This window comes from Rhodococcus sp. KBS0724, from assembly GCF_005938745.2.
In the GTDB taxonomy this organism is placed as follows: domain Bacteria; phylum Actinomycetota; class Actinomycetes; order Mycobacteriales; family Mycobacteriaceae; genus Rhodococcus_F.
The window spans coordinates 1,121,170-1,134,222 of the sequence record NZ_VCBX02000001.1; the positions used below are offsets into that span (position 1 = coordinate 1,121,170).

The 13,053-nt window shown below is 62.5% G+C and carries 14 protein-coding genes; 7 read left to right on the forward strand and 7 right to left on the reverse strand.

The window, feature by feature from the left end:
* From cydB to cydC, 3 genes are read left to right on the forward strand one after another with little or no spacing between them, the layout of a single operon-like run.
* Entirely contained in the window at positions 1-1,044 is a 1,044-nt protein-coding gene (gene cydB, locus FFI94_RS05165; protein ID WP_138872044.1) for a cytochrome d ubiquinol oxidase subunit II, read from the forward strand.
* A 42-nt stretch (positions 1,045-1,086) separates the two neighbouring features.
* Entirely contained in the window at positions 1,087-2,775 is a 1,689-nt protein-coding gene (gene cydD, locus FFI94_RS05170; RefSeq protein WP_138872045.1) for a thiol reductant ABC exporter subunit CydD, read from the forward strand.
* Complete coding sequence (gene cydC, locus FFI94_RS05175) at positions 2,765-4,453, forward strand: thiol reductant ABC exporter subunit CydC (protein WP_138872046.1); 1,689 nt, start codon at positions 2,765-2,767, stop codon at positions 4,451-4,453. The genes cydD and cydC overlap by 11 nt, the downstream gene beginning before the upstream one ends.
* Before the next feature lie 226 nt (positions 4,454-4,679).
* On the opposite strand, the gene FFI94_RS05180 is transcribed toward cydC, so the two are convergent.
* From FFI94_RS05180 to FFI94_RS05205, 7 genes are all read right to left on the reverse strand, one after another.
* Positions 4,680-5,288, reverse strand: a complete 609-nt coding sequence (locus FFI94_RS05180) for an FABP family protein (RefSeq protein ID WP_260684458.1) — start codon at positions 5,286-5,288, stop codon at positions 4,680-4,682.
* A 309-nt stretch (positions 5,289-5,597) separates the two neighbouring features.
* Positions 5,598-5,903 carry a DUF1416 domain-containing protein gene (locus FFI94_RS05185; RefSeq protein WP_138872048.1) on the reverse strand — a complete coding sequence of 102 codons (306 nt, stop codon included), beginning with the start codon at positions 5,901-5,903 and terminating at the stop codon, positions 5,598-5,600.
* Positions 5,904-5,906: 3 nt separating this feature from the next.
* Positions 5,907-6,740: a sulfurtransferase gene (locus tag FFI94_RS05190; protein ID WP_138872049.1), complete on the reverse strand. Its 834-nt coding sequence runs from the start codon at positions 6,738-6,740 to the stop codon at positions 5,907-5,909.
* Positions 6,741-6,819: 79 nt separating this feature from the next.
* Positions 6,820-7,290: a DUF4395 domain-containing protein gene (locus tag FFI94_RS05195; protein WP_138872050.1), complete on the reverse strand. Its 471-nt coding sequence runs from the start codon at positions 7,288-7,290 to the stop codon at positions 6,820-6,822.
* 152 nt (positions 7,291-7,442) lie between these two features.
* Positions 7,443-7,595, reverse strand: coding sequence for a putative leader peptide (locus FFI94_RS34690; protein ID WP_397495274.1), 153 nt, complete (start codon positions 7,593-7,595; stop codon positions 7,443-7,445).
* On the reverse strand, positions 7,540-8,013 hold the full coding sequence (locus FFI94_RS05200) for a thioredoxin family protein (protein ID WP_138872051.1): 474 nt from the start codon (positions 8,011-8,013) through the stop codon (positions 7,540-7,542). Before FFI94_RS05200 ends, FFI94_RS34690 begins: the two co-directional genes overlap by 56 nt.
* Positions 8,010-8,789: an LmeA family phospholipid-binding protein gene (locus tag FFI94_RS05205; protein WP_138872052.1), complete on the reverse strand. Its 780-nt coding sequence runs from the start codon at positions 8,787-8,789 to the stop codon at positions 8,010-8,012. Before FFI94_RS05205 ends, FFI94_RS05200 begins: the two co-directional genes overlap by 4 nt.
* Before the next feature lie 142 nt (positions 8,790-8,931).
* Here FFI94_RS05205 and FFI94_RS05210 point away from each other — a divergent pair, with 142 nt between their 5' ends.
* The 4 genes from FFI94_RS05210 (at position 8,932) to pstC (ending at position 13,050) form a co-directional block, all read left to right on the forward strand.
* Complete coding sequence (locus tag FFI94_RS05210) at positions 8,932-9,681, forward strand: response regulator transcription factor (protein ID WP_138872053.1); 750 nt, start codon at positions 8,932-8,934, stop codon at positions 9,679-9,681.
* A 1-nt stretch (position 9,682) separates the two neighbouring features.
* Positions 9,683-10,582 (forward strand): mycothiol synthase, encoded by a 900-nt coding sequence (gene mshD / locus FFI94_RS05215; RefSeq protein WP_138872054.1) that lies wholly within the window; start codon positions 9,683-9,685, stop codon positions 10,580-10,582.
* A gap of 190 nt (positions 10,583-10,772) precedes the next feature.
* Positions 10,773-11,891, forward strand: coding sequence for a phosphate ABC transporter substrate-binding protein PstS (pstS, locus tag FFI94_RS05220; RefSeq protein ID WP_138872055.1), 1,119 nt, complete (start codon positions 10,773-10,775; stop codon positions 11,889-11,891).
* Between the two features lie 67 nt (positions 11,892-11,958).
* Positions 11,959-13,050: a phosphate ABC transporter permease subunit PstC gene (gene pstC, locus FFI94_RS05225; protein WP_138872056.1), complete on the forward strand. Its 1,092-nt coding sequence runs from the start codon at positions 11,959-11,961 to the stop codon at positions 13,048-13,050.
* Positions 13,051-13,053: the final 3 nt, after the last annotated feature.

Sequence of the window (13,053 nt, forward strand, 5' to 3'; positions counted from 1 at the left end):
ATGGGACTTCAAGAAGTATGGTTCGTGCTCGTCGCAGTACTGTTCGTCGGCTACTTCGTTCTCGAAGGCTTCGACTTCGGGGTCGGAATGCTCATGCCGATCGTCGGCAGAGGCAGTGGCCTACCGGCCGATACGCGTCGGCGCGTCGCGCTCAACACCATCGGCCCGGTCTGGGACGGTAACGAGGTTTGGCTCATCACGGCGGGTGGCGCGATGTTCGCTGCCTTCCCCGAGTGGTACGCAACGCTGTTCTCCGGCTTCTATCTACCGCTGCTGATCATCCTGGTGGCCTTGATCGTTCGCATCGTCGCCATCGAATGGCGAAGCAAGATCGACGACGACGCCTGGCGTAAGCGTTGCGACTGGGGCATCATCTTCGGCTCCTGGGTTCCCGCAGTTCTCTGGGGCGTGGCATTCGCGAATATCGTTCGGGGCGTTGCGATCAATGCCGACAAGCAGGTCGAGTCAGGGTTCTTCGATCTGCTCAACCCGTACGCACTGCTCGGCGGCCTGACCACCGCGCTGGTGTTCGCTCTCCACGGTGCTGTATTCCTGGCACTCAAGAGCGCGGACGAGGTTCGCGAAGACGCAGTGAAAATTGCTGCCAGACTCGCGATTCCGGCAATCCCGGTGGCCGGTGCGTTCGTGTTGTGGACCCAGCTTGCCTATGGCAAGGGATGGACCTGGATTCTGGTTGCTGCTGCGGCAGCAGCTTTGATCGGCGTTGTCTTCCTGACCCGCGCCGAAATGGAAGGGTGGGCGTTTGTGCTCACCACGGTGGCCGTCATTGCGACCGTCGTGCTGCTGTTCGGTTCGCTGTTCCCGAACGTCATGCCGTCCACGCTGGATCCGGCGTACAGCCTGACCATCGAGAATGCGTCGTCGAGTCCGTACACGCTCAAGGTGATGACCTGGGCGGCGGCATTCATGACGCCGATCGTGATCATCTACCAAGGCTGGACGTACTGGGTATTCCGTCAGCGCATCTCCACCAAGCAGATTCCCCCGTCGATCGGGCTGAAGTTCAAAGCCAAGACGTGGTAGTTCCGGCATCAATGCCTCGAAAGAAGTGACGGTCGAATTCAAGTGACAATCGAGGTAGGTGACGCTCCCACTGCTCGGGAGCGTCGCCGCGGACCGATCGATCCGCGCCTGTGGCGGCATTCCGCCTCTGCGCGTGGATATCTGATTCTGACAGTGGCCCTGTCGATGGTGAACGTCGTGATGGTCATCGTCTCGGCGCTCATGATCGGCCGGGTGCTGGCCGGAGTCATCACCACCCGGACCGTCGATATTTCCTCGTGGACAACCGAACTCGGTGTCCTCGCCGGCGCTGTCGGGATTCGGATACTGGGAACCTGGCTGCAATCGCGCTTCGCTCACCGCGCGTCGACCCGTGTTGTGGCCGAGATCAAGGACGGTGTGCTCGCGTCGGCGACGGCGATGAGTCCCCGCGATCTCGACCCGCGCCGCGATGAGATCGCTACGGTACTCACCCGTGGTGTCGACGGTCTGGCTCCGTATCTGACGGGTTATCTGCCGTCGTTGATCCTGTCGGTGACTCTTACTCCGATCACGCTGATAGTTATTGCCCTGCAAGACATGACGTCGGCGGTGATCATCTTGATCACGTTGCCCTTGATTCCGATCTTCATGATCCTGATCGGATTGCTGACGAAGGGTAAGTCCGAGAAGACCTTGGCTGCGATGACCACCTTGTCGTCGCAACTGCTCGATCTACTCTCCGGTCTCCCCACGTTGCGAGCACTCGGTCGCCAGGACGGTCCGGCCGAGCGGGTTCGGGAACTGGGCGATTCGCATCGCCGCACCACGATGTCCGCGCTCCGAGTCGCATTCCTGTCGTCGATGGTGTTGGAGTTCCTTGCAACGCTGAGTGTTGCCTTGGTTGCAGTCAGTATCGGCTTGCGGCTCGTGTACGGCGACATGTCGCTCGAACCAGGGGTCGTTGCTTTGATTCTTGCGCCCGAGGTGTATTTGCCGCTGCGGATGGTCGGAATGCAGTTTCACGCGGCCGAGGACGGAATGGCGGCTGCAGACAAAGCTTTCAGCGTCATCGAAGCAGAAACCTCCGCACCGGTCGGCGGCGCAGTCGTGGTCGACGCGCGCGGCTCGGACATCGTTGTCGACACCCTGAGTGTGAACTCGCGTGGTGGTGTTGCGCCGTACGAACTCTCGGGCGTGATCAGACCCGGTGCGATCACTGTGCTCACCGGAGCAAACGGTTCCGGCAAGTCGACAGCGGTGCAGGCCTTGCTCGGGTTGATCGAACCCAGCCGTGGTTTAGTGAGCGTCGGTGGCATCGATATTCGACAACTCGACGAGAACACGTGGTGGTCGCAGATTGCGTGGCTGCCACAACATCCGGTCCTGTTGCCGGGAACCATTCGAGAAAACCTTCATCTCACCGGGGTTATCGAGTCCGATGCGCTGGAAAATACATCTGTGGCAACAGGGTTCGACGGAGTGCTTGCCGAACTGTCGTCAGGTCTCGACACTGTGGTGGGGGCAGGCGGTGCCGGTCTGTCACTGGGGCAGCGACAGCGGCTTGCGCTGACACGCGTCCTGGCGTCTGATCGACCTGTCCTCGTCCTGGATGAACCCACCGCTCATCTGGATGCGGATTCGGAACACACGGTCTTGGCTGCTCTGCGAGCGCGAGCGAAGCGCGGCGACACCGTGATAGTCATCGGACATCGCCCCAGTGTGCTTGCCGTCGCAGATCAGATTATCGAGGTGCACGCGCATGAGAACTGACCACCGGGATCCGTTGCTGCGCGCACTGGGTCTCCTCGAACTGCAACCACGACGCGTGCTCATCGCCGTCACGGCCGGTGTGGCGACGCTCGGCAGCGCTCTGGCGTTGGCGGCGCTGTCGGCCTGGTTGATTACCCGGGCCTGGGAAATGCCGCCCGTTCTGGATCTCAGCGTTGCTGTTGTCGCCGTACGGGCTCTGGGTATCTCGCGGGGTGTATTCCGGTATTTGGAGCGTCTCACCACACACGATGTTGCGTTGCGCGGGACGACAGCGGCGCGGGCCCAGATGTACTCGCGCCTCGCATCAGGTGACCCGGCAGCGGCGGCCGGTCTGCGCCGTGGTGACTTGCTTGCACGCACCGGGTCGGACGTCGACGCAGTCGGTGACGTGGTCGTGAAAGCACTTGTCCCTATTGCCGTATCGGCCATCCTTTCCGTGGCAGCCGTGGGCATCCTGATGTTCATCTCCGTGCCCGCCGCAGTGGTCTTGGCGATAGCGCTCGCGGTGTCCGGAATACTCGCGCCGTGGCTGTCGGCCCGAGCTGCTCGAATCGCTGAATCCGACAGCTCTTCTGCCGCTGTGCGATTCAGCGCGTCAGCAGTCACCGCGCTCGATCATTCCGCCGAGCTTCGCGTGGCAGGACGGTTGGACGATGCCGTGTCCGATGCGGCGTCGGCCGAACGGGACGTGGTCGATGCCACCGACCGTGCTGCGATACCGAGCGCATTTGCTTCTGCTGCAACACCTTTTGCAGTGGGAGTCAGCGTCCTGGCGTCGCTGCTCATCGGCATTGTGCTCTACGGGGAAACCGACATGACACCGATGGCACTGGGCATTCTCGTACTGCTCCCGCTCTCGGCGTTCGAGGGAACTGCCGCTCTGCCCAGTGCTGCAGTGGCACTGACCAAAGCGAGGCTCGCGTCAGCGCGAATCATGGCGGTACTCGATCGCGCCGATCAGGAGATTGCAGAAGGCGATCGCCCGTGGCCCGAGGCCGGCGTCCTGACAGTTGACGGAGTGTGCGCCGGGTGGCCTGGAGGCAACGTCACCGCACCGCTCACGTTCGATGTGCGCCCTGGCGCACGGATCGCGATAATCGGAGAAAGCGGATCAGGGAAGACAACGGCCCTGATGACGATGGCAGGGCTCCTCCCGCCGGTATCGGGATCGCTTTCCGTTGGTGGCATTCCGATGTCGGAGATCGAACCAGCAGAACTTCGCCGACACATCGGGTTCTTCGCGGAAGACGCGCATCTCTTCGAGACCTCCGTGCTCGAAAATCTGCGAGTAGCGCGCGGTGATCTCACGGCCACCGCCGCGGAGACAGTTCTTGCAGACGTCGGTCTGGGGGAGTGGCTCGCTCACCTGCCCGATGGACTCGACACCGTTCTCGTCGGCGGCATGCGAGCAGTCTCAGGCGGCGAGCGTCGACGTTTGCTGCTGGCGCGGGCGCTCGTGTCACCCGCGCAGATCCTGCTCCTCGACGAACCAACCGAACACATGGACGCCGAGGCCGGCGCGGAGGTGCTGCGCGAACTCCTCGGCCGAGAAGGCACTTTGCTGACTCCGTCCAGGACCGTAGTCGTCGTCACGCATCAACTTCCGGAACACACCGGAGCTGACCAGGTGATATGCGTCGGAAAATTGTCGGCGGAAAATACGTTGCCGTCGCGGTGAAGTGGGCGTACTTTCTCCTGTACACAAGGAAGGAGGTGGTCTGAAATTGAAGTACAGACGGACGCGTGAGGTGGCTGCCAGCTAGCCGCAATCGCTGACGGAATTCACTTACCGCACGAGCGGCCGGCGAATCCCGGGCAGCCACCCGACCCCCGAGCCCCCGATCAGTCCGACCGGGACCCGCGCGAAAGCGCAGGTATGGCTCGGGGGTCGCTTCGTGTAGCAGTTAGCCGATGTAGCGGGTCAGCCGCGCCGAGTAGTGCGGTTCGAGCGCGCCGTCCGCGAGGATTCGCTCCTCGACGTACGCGAGGTCGCCACCTTCGACGATGCCGTACAGACGCTTTGCGCCGCCGTACAGTGCACCGGACTGGCTGCGGATCACGACGTCGGTCGCGAGTTCCCAGGAGGACTGGGTGAGTGCGGTTCCGTAGTACATTTCGACGACGCCGGAGCTGTGGGTGAGGAGTAGTTCGACTACTTCCTCGTTCACGCTGCCGGGGATGCCGTCGCCGCCCATGCGCCAGTAGCCGCTTTCGCGGGTGTCCGGCTTGGTGTAGTTACCCTCGGCGTCGAGAACCCAGGATCGGGATTCCCAACACAGGTAGGGGCCACCGTCGTGGGAGATGACGATTTGTTGTCCGAATGGGTAGTCGCCCGTTTCCGGGTCATGACCTTCGCCTTCGCCGCGCCAGACGCCGACAAGCGGCAGCAGTGCGAGTAGGGCGGGATTGATATCCGGGCCGAGTCGCAGATTTGCGGTGTCCTCGGGGACCGGGAGATCCGGCAGGGTGGGAATGTTGAGAGAAGCTGTCGACTTGGAACGTTCGACAGCTATCGCGACTGCTTCATCCCCGCTGCCGCGCCTGACGGCACCTGCAGCGGTGGAATCGTCAGCTGTCGCGTCAGACCCTGATTCCGGAGCTTGACTCACGATTCGTCGGTGACCAAACGGTAAACGACGTACACGGAGAACCAAGCGATCATGACGGATGCGAGTGCGAGAAGTACCTCGAAGAAGATGACCACGTGCCTATCTTAGACCGCCTCGACCTACCGGAAAAATCGGGAGGCTGTGACAAATGAAACGACAAGAAAAGGTCCCGCACCCTTGCAGGATGCGGGACCTCTTCTGTGAGCTCGGAAGCTATTTGCTGACCGTGACGTCCACGTTGTGGACGCCCGAGGTTTCGGGGGTCACGGTGGCGGTGCCGTTACCGGAGCTGGACAGTGCACGCACCGTCCAGGATCCGGGGGCGGCGAAGAAACGGAAGTCGCCGGTAGCGGAAGCGACAACCTCGGCGGTGAATTCGTCGGAGCCGTCGAGCAGGCGCACGAATGCGCCGCCGATGGGCTGGCCGTCAGCTGCGAGGACGCGGCCGGTGATGACGGTTTCCTTCTCGACGTCGACGCCGGCAGGCAGGGTCTGACCCTGAGTAGGTGCTCCGCACATGTTCTATGCTCCCAATTCGATCGGTGCGCCGACGAGTGAGCCGTATTCGACCCAGCTGCCGTCGTAGTTCTTGACGTTGCTCTTGCCGAGGATTTCCTGCAGGACGAACCAGGTGTGGCTCGAACGCTCACCGATGCGGCAGTAGGCAATGGTGTTCTTGGTGTCGTCGAAGCCCTTGTCCGCGTAGAGCTTTGCAAGGTCGTCGTCGGACTTGAAGGTGCCGTCTTCGTTGGCGGTGGTGCTCCACGGGATGTTGATCGCGGTGGGGACGTGGCCACGCTGCTGAGCCTGCTCCTGCGGAAGGTGCGCGGGGGCGAGGATCTTGCCGGAGAACTCGTCTGGACTACGGACGTCGACGAGGTTGACGGAGCCGATGGAGGAGATGACCTCGTCGCGGAATGCGCGGATCGAGAAGTCGGGTGCCTCGGCCTTGTACTGCGTTGCGGGACGGGTTACTTCGTCCTTGGACAGCTCGCGTCCGTCGAGTTCCCACTTCTTGCGGCCGCCGTCGATGAGCTTGATGTCCTTGTGGCCGTACAGCTTGAAGTACCAGTAGGCGTAGGCGGCGAACCAGTTGTTGTTGCCACCGTAGAGGACGACGGTGTCGTCGTTGGCGATTCCCTTGGCCGAGAGGAGGTTCGAGAACTGCTCCTGGTTCAGGAAGTCGCGGCGGACGCTGTCCTGGAGGTCCTTGCGCCAGTCGAGCCGGACTGCACCTTCGATGTGGCCGCCGTCGTATGCACTGGTGTCCTCGTCCACCTCGACAAAAACGGTCTTGGGGGTGTTGAGGTTCTGCTGCGCCCAGTCGGCGGAGACTAGGACGTCGGAGCGAGCCATGGTGTTCCTTTCGATGTGGTCGTGCTCGATATGGTCTTGCGGGGGTTTGTGTCCGGTGCGGTTGGCCGGAGGGGCGCTTTCACGCGGTGGTTGCACTTCCGATTGTTCGGAATCGCGTCACGAGTGGGTAGATCTGGCAGCCGAGGCAGATGCCGAAGGCAGCGTTCAGAAGTGCGGCGAACAGGGCAAAGCCTGTGGCCACCGTGCCGACGACGGTGGATCCCGCAAGGAATCCGACGGTTCCGGCAAGTGCGAAGACGAAGCCGACGAACTGTGCGAAGCGCAACGGCGCAACAGGTTCACGTTCGCGCACGGGTGAGGAGCGAGGGGCGACCAGTTTGCCGTAGATCAGTCCGTACGGACTGCGCTTGGGTCCGGCTACGGCGCCGATCGCGAAGACGATTGCCTGCAATGCCAACAAAGTGGTGGCGGCGGGCAGCGAGAATGTCGAAAGAACCAGTGTCAGAACAAGGATCGCGGTGGTAATCCACGCGGCGAACCGCGGACCGCGTACGTCAACCTGCTCGGGTTGCGAAGTGGTGGTGGACATCGGGTGCTCCTGCGTTGGTTGCATGGTGCTTGCCTGGGCTGAGAATTTCAGCCGGAGGCTCGGAGAAATCTGGGCCGAGTGGCCCGTATTCGGCGAGAAAGATCACGTGAGCGAAAGGCTCGGACGTCAGCGAATGCTGAGTGCTGGGGTGATCAGCAACAAGAACAGCAACAACCACCGAGGCGGCACAGGTCTACTGCGCGGCGTCGGGTGAGCATCAGCTCGTGGCGGGTTTGCACGGTTGGGAGTTTACCCTGCAGACGGCGAATTTGGGGTACCGGGTGTTGAGAAGGGTGCGAGGGCACTGGTGAGGTCCGCGGTGGACGGCACTCCGGATACTCGGAATCGTTCGACCAGGTCACGGTCGAGGATGAACGTGGTGGGCAGCGACAAGACGCTCATCTCCCGCGCAAGCGCCGGGTACTTGTCGATGTCGAGCTCTCTGTCGACGGGTGGATGGGGGGCGTTTGCCATCGTGGTCACCACCTGATGGACGACGCGGCGAACTGCGCTGCACGGACCGCACCAGTCCGCGGAGAAATGCAGGACGACTGGTCCGGAGCCGGGCTCTATGCCCGCCGCGGCGAGGAGTTCGTTGCGACTGCCGACGGTCTCCGGGGTGCCGGTGGTGCTGGCCCGAACGGCCCCGCTGCGCGATTTGAGGAACAGCCCGACCGCGACAACTGCGACGAGTGCGATGAGGAGAACTGTGATACCGGTCATTGGTTCTGCAGATCTGCGAGGTTGATGACTGTGTTTTCGGTGCTGCCTTCGATCACGATCCGACCGCCTTCTGCGTAGACGAGGCTCGGCTTCACATTGAAGGGAAGTGACTGTGGGTCGATGGTGTAGCTGAACATACCGAGGACGACAGGCTCGAGTACCGACGGGATCGAGAAGTTCGCTTCGCCTTCGGGGCCGAAGTAGAGATTGCTTGCCACGATCTTGACCTGATCTCCCTCGAGTACGAGGTTTGCCTGAACGCTGACTGCGGTATCGATGGGGCCGACGGGAACCGTTCCGCTCAGAACGATGGCGCCCGCAGTGCTCGCGCCGGTTCCTCCGCTGCCGCCGGTACCGTCGGACTTGTCAGCGGGAGGAGAGGAAACCTGCAGGTCAGGTATGTCGAGGAGCTTGCCGAGGTCGGTGGCGTTGATGCCCATTCTGCCGTCGAGTTTGTCGACGGGAAGTTCTGTCACCCGGCCGTTGACCAGGTCCGAGAACGGGACGGTGACGCCGCGCAGATCTGCTTCGACGGTGACTTCACCGACGATGTTGCTCTGCACTCCCGTCGCCCGGATGTAGACGTCGTCGTACTTGCCTCCCAGCGCTTGGGTGAGGAAAGGGAAGCCGTTGAACGTGACTTCGGGGTCGGCGTCGAGTGACGCGCCGGCTCTTAGCTCGCGGGAAACTCGGTATTCGGCGTACGCGGCGGCACCGAAATCGGCGACCAGTCCGAGGCCGAGGAGGAAGACGATGCCGATGATCAGTTTGCGCACAGCACCATTGTGACGGACTCCGTCGTAGGTTCGGTGCGACGGTCCCCACGGCGCGCACGCTAATGTAGTGACCGACCAAAAGGGTCGAACTACCAGAGCGTCGCCCTGTCCGGGGTGCGCGGGCTACTAGATAGGAGGCCGTGTGGAGCTGCTTCTCCTCACCTCCGACCCCAACCCGGATGCAGTTCTTCCGGCGTTGGCGCTGCTGGCGCACTCGGTTAGGCCTGCTCCCACTGAGGTTTCCTCACTGCTCGAGGCGAGTTCGGCCGACATCGCGTTGGTTGACGCACGCACCGACCTGGCCGCTGCACGTGGGTTGTGCAGATTGCTGGGAAGTACGGGATCCGCCGTGCCGGTCGTGGCTGTCCTGACCGAGGGCGGGCTTGTTGCCGTCAACGCGGACTGGGGGTTGGATGACATCCTCCTGCCCGGTACCGGGCCTGCTGAGGTGGACGCCCGATTGCGGTTGTTGCTCGCCCGCAGTGGCGGCGTTGCCAGTCCCGAAGCGTCAGGAAAGATCACGCTGGGCGAATTGGTTATCGACGAGGGGACGTACACGGCACGACTGCGTGGACGGCCCCTTGATTTGACTTACAAGGAATTCGAACTGCTCAAGTACCTCGCGCAGCATGCGGGGCGGGTCTTCACTCGCGCGCAGTTGTTGCAAGAGGTGTGGGGTTACGACTTCTTCGGCGGCACCAGGACCGTGGATGTTCACGTGCGTCGATTGCGGGCCAAGTTGGGCACCGAGTACGAATCCTTGATCGGTACAGTCCGAAATGTCGGGTACAAGGCGGTTCGGCCGACGCGTTCCAAGAACGGCACTGCCGCGCCGATTCGATTCGAGGACGACGATGTCGATTACGAGGCTGCCGACGGATCGGTGTTGTGACATGAGTTGGAGCGATGGGTTGACGCCGGATCAGGCTCGGCAGGTATCGGAACTTGTCGACCGTGCAACGGAGTTCGACGGCAAGGCGCCCGTCTCCGAGCAGGGCCGGCACGCAATAGCCGGTCGTGGTCAGGCTCGGCACCTCGTGATCCTCGACGGCGACGATGTTGTCGGATACGCCCAACTGCAAGCCGGTTCGGGCGAGCATCCGGACATGGCGGAACTCGTCGTGGATCCTGCCCGCAGGCGGCAGGGGATCGGGACTGCCCTAGCCGCTTCGGTTTTCGACGAAGGTCGTCCGGGCGCTCGCGTGTGGGCGCACGGAAACATCGACGCAGCAAAGGGATTCGCGAGAGCTCTCGATTTGACCGTCGCTCGTGAGCTTCTCCAGCTGAGGCGTCCGCTCGATGTGCCGGTGCTTCCGGAAATCGTTGTGCCGGAGGGTGTAACACTGCGCACCTATCTCGGTCACGAAGACGACGCCGAGATAGTGCGGGTCAACAACGCAGCATTCTCCTGGCATCCCGAGCAGGGCGGCTGGACGCAAGCAGAGATCGACGAGCGAACCGCCGAGGGGTGGTTCGATCCTGCCGGTTTGTTCCTGGCGTTTGCGGATACCGATCCGGATACGCTTTTGGGTTTCCACTGGACCAAGGTTCATCCGCCCGAGGGTGACGACCCGGAGCTCGGCGAGGTTTACGTCGTCGGTATCGATCCGGCGGCGCAGGGGCGCGGCCTTGGGCGGGTTCTGACGCTCGCCGGCATGCACTACCTGCGTGATCGTGGTCTCGCTACGGTTCTCCTGTACGTCGAGGGAGACAACACGGCAGCCCTCAACACGTACGAGAAACTGGGCTTCGGCAGGTTCCACACAGACATGGCGTATGCCCAAAATGCCTGATGTATTGAACCGACTTGCATAAATCTCCGGTCTGTTCATTCTCCGTTCACTTTGTATGGTCCAGCCGGACACCGCGCCCCCCTACTTTTCTCTATGGGCGGCGCCGTGTTGCCTGATGCAGCAAATGCGCTGCATCTCATGTCGCCGCCTCATCGTGGGCCCGGCGGTAGCGATTTCCGGAGGAACAAAGGTGAATCTCAAGCGCAGTGGGGCCCTGCTCGGCGTAATGGCCGTGGGCGCCATGACCTTGGCCGCATGTGGCAGCGACAACAACGCGTCGTCGACGGGTGTGGACACCTCCGCTTCGACAGCTACATGTGAAGGCAAGGAAAAGATCTCTGCGGCTGGTTCCTCGGCTCAGAAGAACGCTATGGACCAGTTCGTCGCTACCTACATCGCTGTCTGCCAGGAAAAGGGCAAGACGGTCAACGTTGCCTACAACCCCAGCGGATCCGGTGACGGCCGCACCCAGTTCATCGCCGGCCAGATCGACTTCGCCGGCTCGGACTCGGCGATCAAGGACGAGCAGGCCGACAAGGCCAAGGAACGCTGCGTCGGCGGCGAAGCCTGGAATCTTCCCCTCGTCTTCGGCCCGATCGCGGTGGCCTTCAACCTCGACGGCGTCGACAATCTCGTGCTCAACGCCGAGGTACTCGCCAAGATCTTCAACGGTGGCATCACCAACTGGAACGATCCGGCCATCGCCGCCCTCAACTCCGGCGTCAAGCTTCCCGATCTGAAGGTCACCCCCGTGATCCGCTCCGATTCCTCGGGAACCACGGACAACTTCCAGAAGTACCTCGAGGCTGCGTCGAACGGTGCCTGGACCTCGGGTGCCGGCTCTGACTTCACCGGTGGCGTCGGTGAGGGCGCCAAGGGGTCGGCCGGAGTCGCTCAGGCCGTTTCGACGGCTCCGGGCTCCATCACCTACGTCGAGAAGTCGTTCGCCGATCAGAACAAGCTGTCGATGGCCGAGATCAACACCGGCACCGAAGCTGTCGCACTGACCAACGACACTGCTGCCGCGTCGATCTCCGGCGCGAAGTTCAAGTCCGACGCCACCGGCGACCTGACGCTTGATCTCGCATCGATCTTCAAGACCAACGAAGCCGGGGCCTACCCGCTGGTTCTCGCGACGTACTCCATCGTCTGCTCCAAGGGCTACGACGCCGATACGTCCGCAGCCGTGAAGTCGTTCCTGACGAGTGCCGCCAACGAGGGACAGGCCAACCTTGCCGAGCAGGGTTACGTTCCGCTGCCGGCAAACGTGCAGGACCGTCTGAACGCGTCGATCTCAGCTATCGGCTGATTCGACCGCGGACTCGTACGGACAAGCCCATGGATCTACATTCAAACGTGAAGGAATGTGAGCGCACATGAGCGACGCGCCCATCACATCAGCATCTCGTTCCTCCGGCTCCGCAACCAGCGGAGCCGGGGTGGGCGGTCCGAACGGCATCACGGAGGACACGATTACTTCCACCAAGGCTTCAGAAGTCGAGCAGCCACCGAAGAGCGACGGTCCGGCCGGGGGCAGCCCCAAGACCGTGACCCGCCCGGGTGACCGCATCTTCAGTTCGCTGGCATCGGGTTCGGCCATCTTCATCACCGTTGTCATCGCGGCGATCGGCGCCTTCCTGATCTGGCGTGCGGTACCTGCCTTGAGTCGCAACCAGGCCAACTTCCTGACCAGCCGTGAATGGGTCACGCAGGACATCAACGCGATGGCGTTCGGTGTTCTCGACCTTTTCCAGGTCACTGTTCTGGTGTCGCTGTTCGCTCTGGTGCTTGCGATGCCGATCGCGCTCGGTATCGCGATCTTCCTGACGTCGTACTCACCGAAGTGGCTGACGCGCCCGCTGTCGTACACGATCGACCTGCTCGCGGCCGTTCCGTCCATCGTCTACGGACTGTGGGGACTGCTCGTGTTCGCACCGGCGATCACGCCGGTTGCCGTGTGGCTCAACGACACTCTCGGATGGTTCCCCCTCTTCGCCGACGGTAGCGGCTCCATCACCGGCGGCGGCACCATCTTCACCGCCGGCATCGTGCTGGCCGTCATGATCCTTCCCGTCATCACCGCGGTGACCCGCGAGGTGTTCATCCAGACCCCGCGATCGCAGATCGAAGCCGCACTCGCGCTCGGTGCGACCCGCTGGGAAGTTGTGCGCACCACGGTCATTCCGTTCGGTAAGTCCGGCTACATCAGCGGATCGATGCTCGGTCTCGGCCGCGCACTCGGTGAGACGATGGCCCTGTACCTGATCCTGCGCACCACCTCGCAGGCATTCGGCTGGTCCCTGTTCGACGGTGGATCGACCATCGCCTCCAAGATTGCCCTCGGTTACGCGGAGTTCAACAACGACATCCAAGCGGGTGCGTACATCGCAGCCGGTCTGGTGCTGTTCGTCCTGACCTTCGTGGTCAACGCTGCTGCCCGCGCCGTGATCGCCGGAAAGAAGGACTGACCC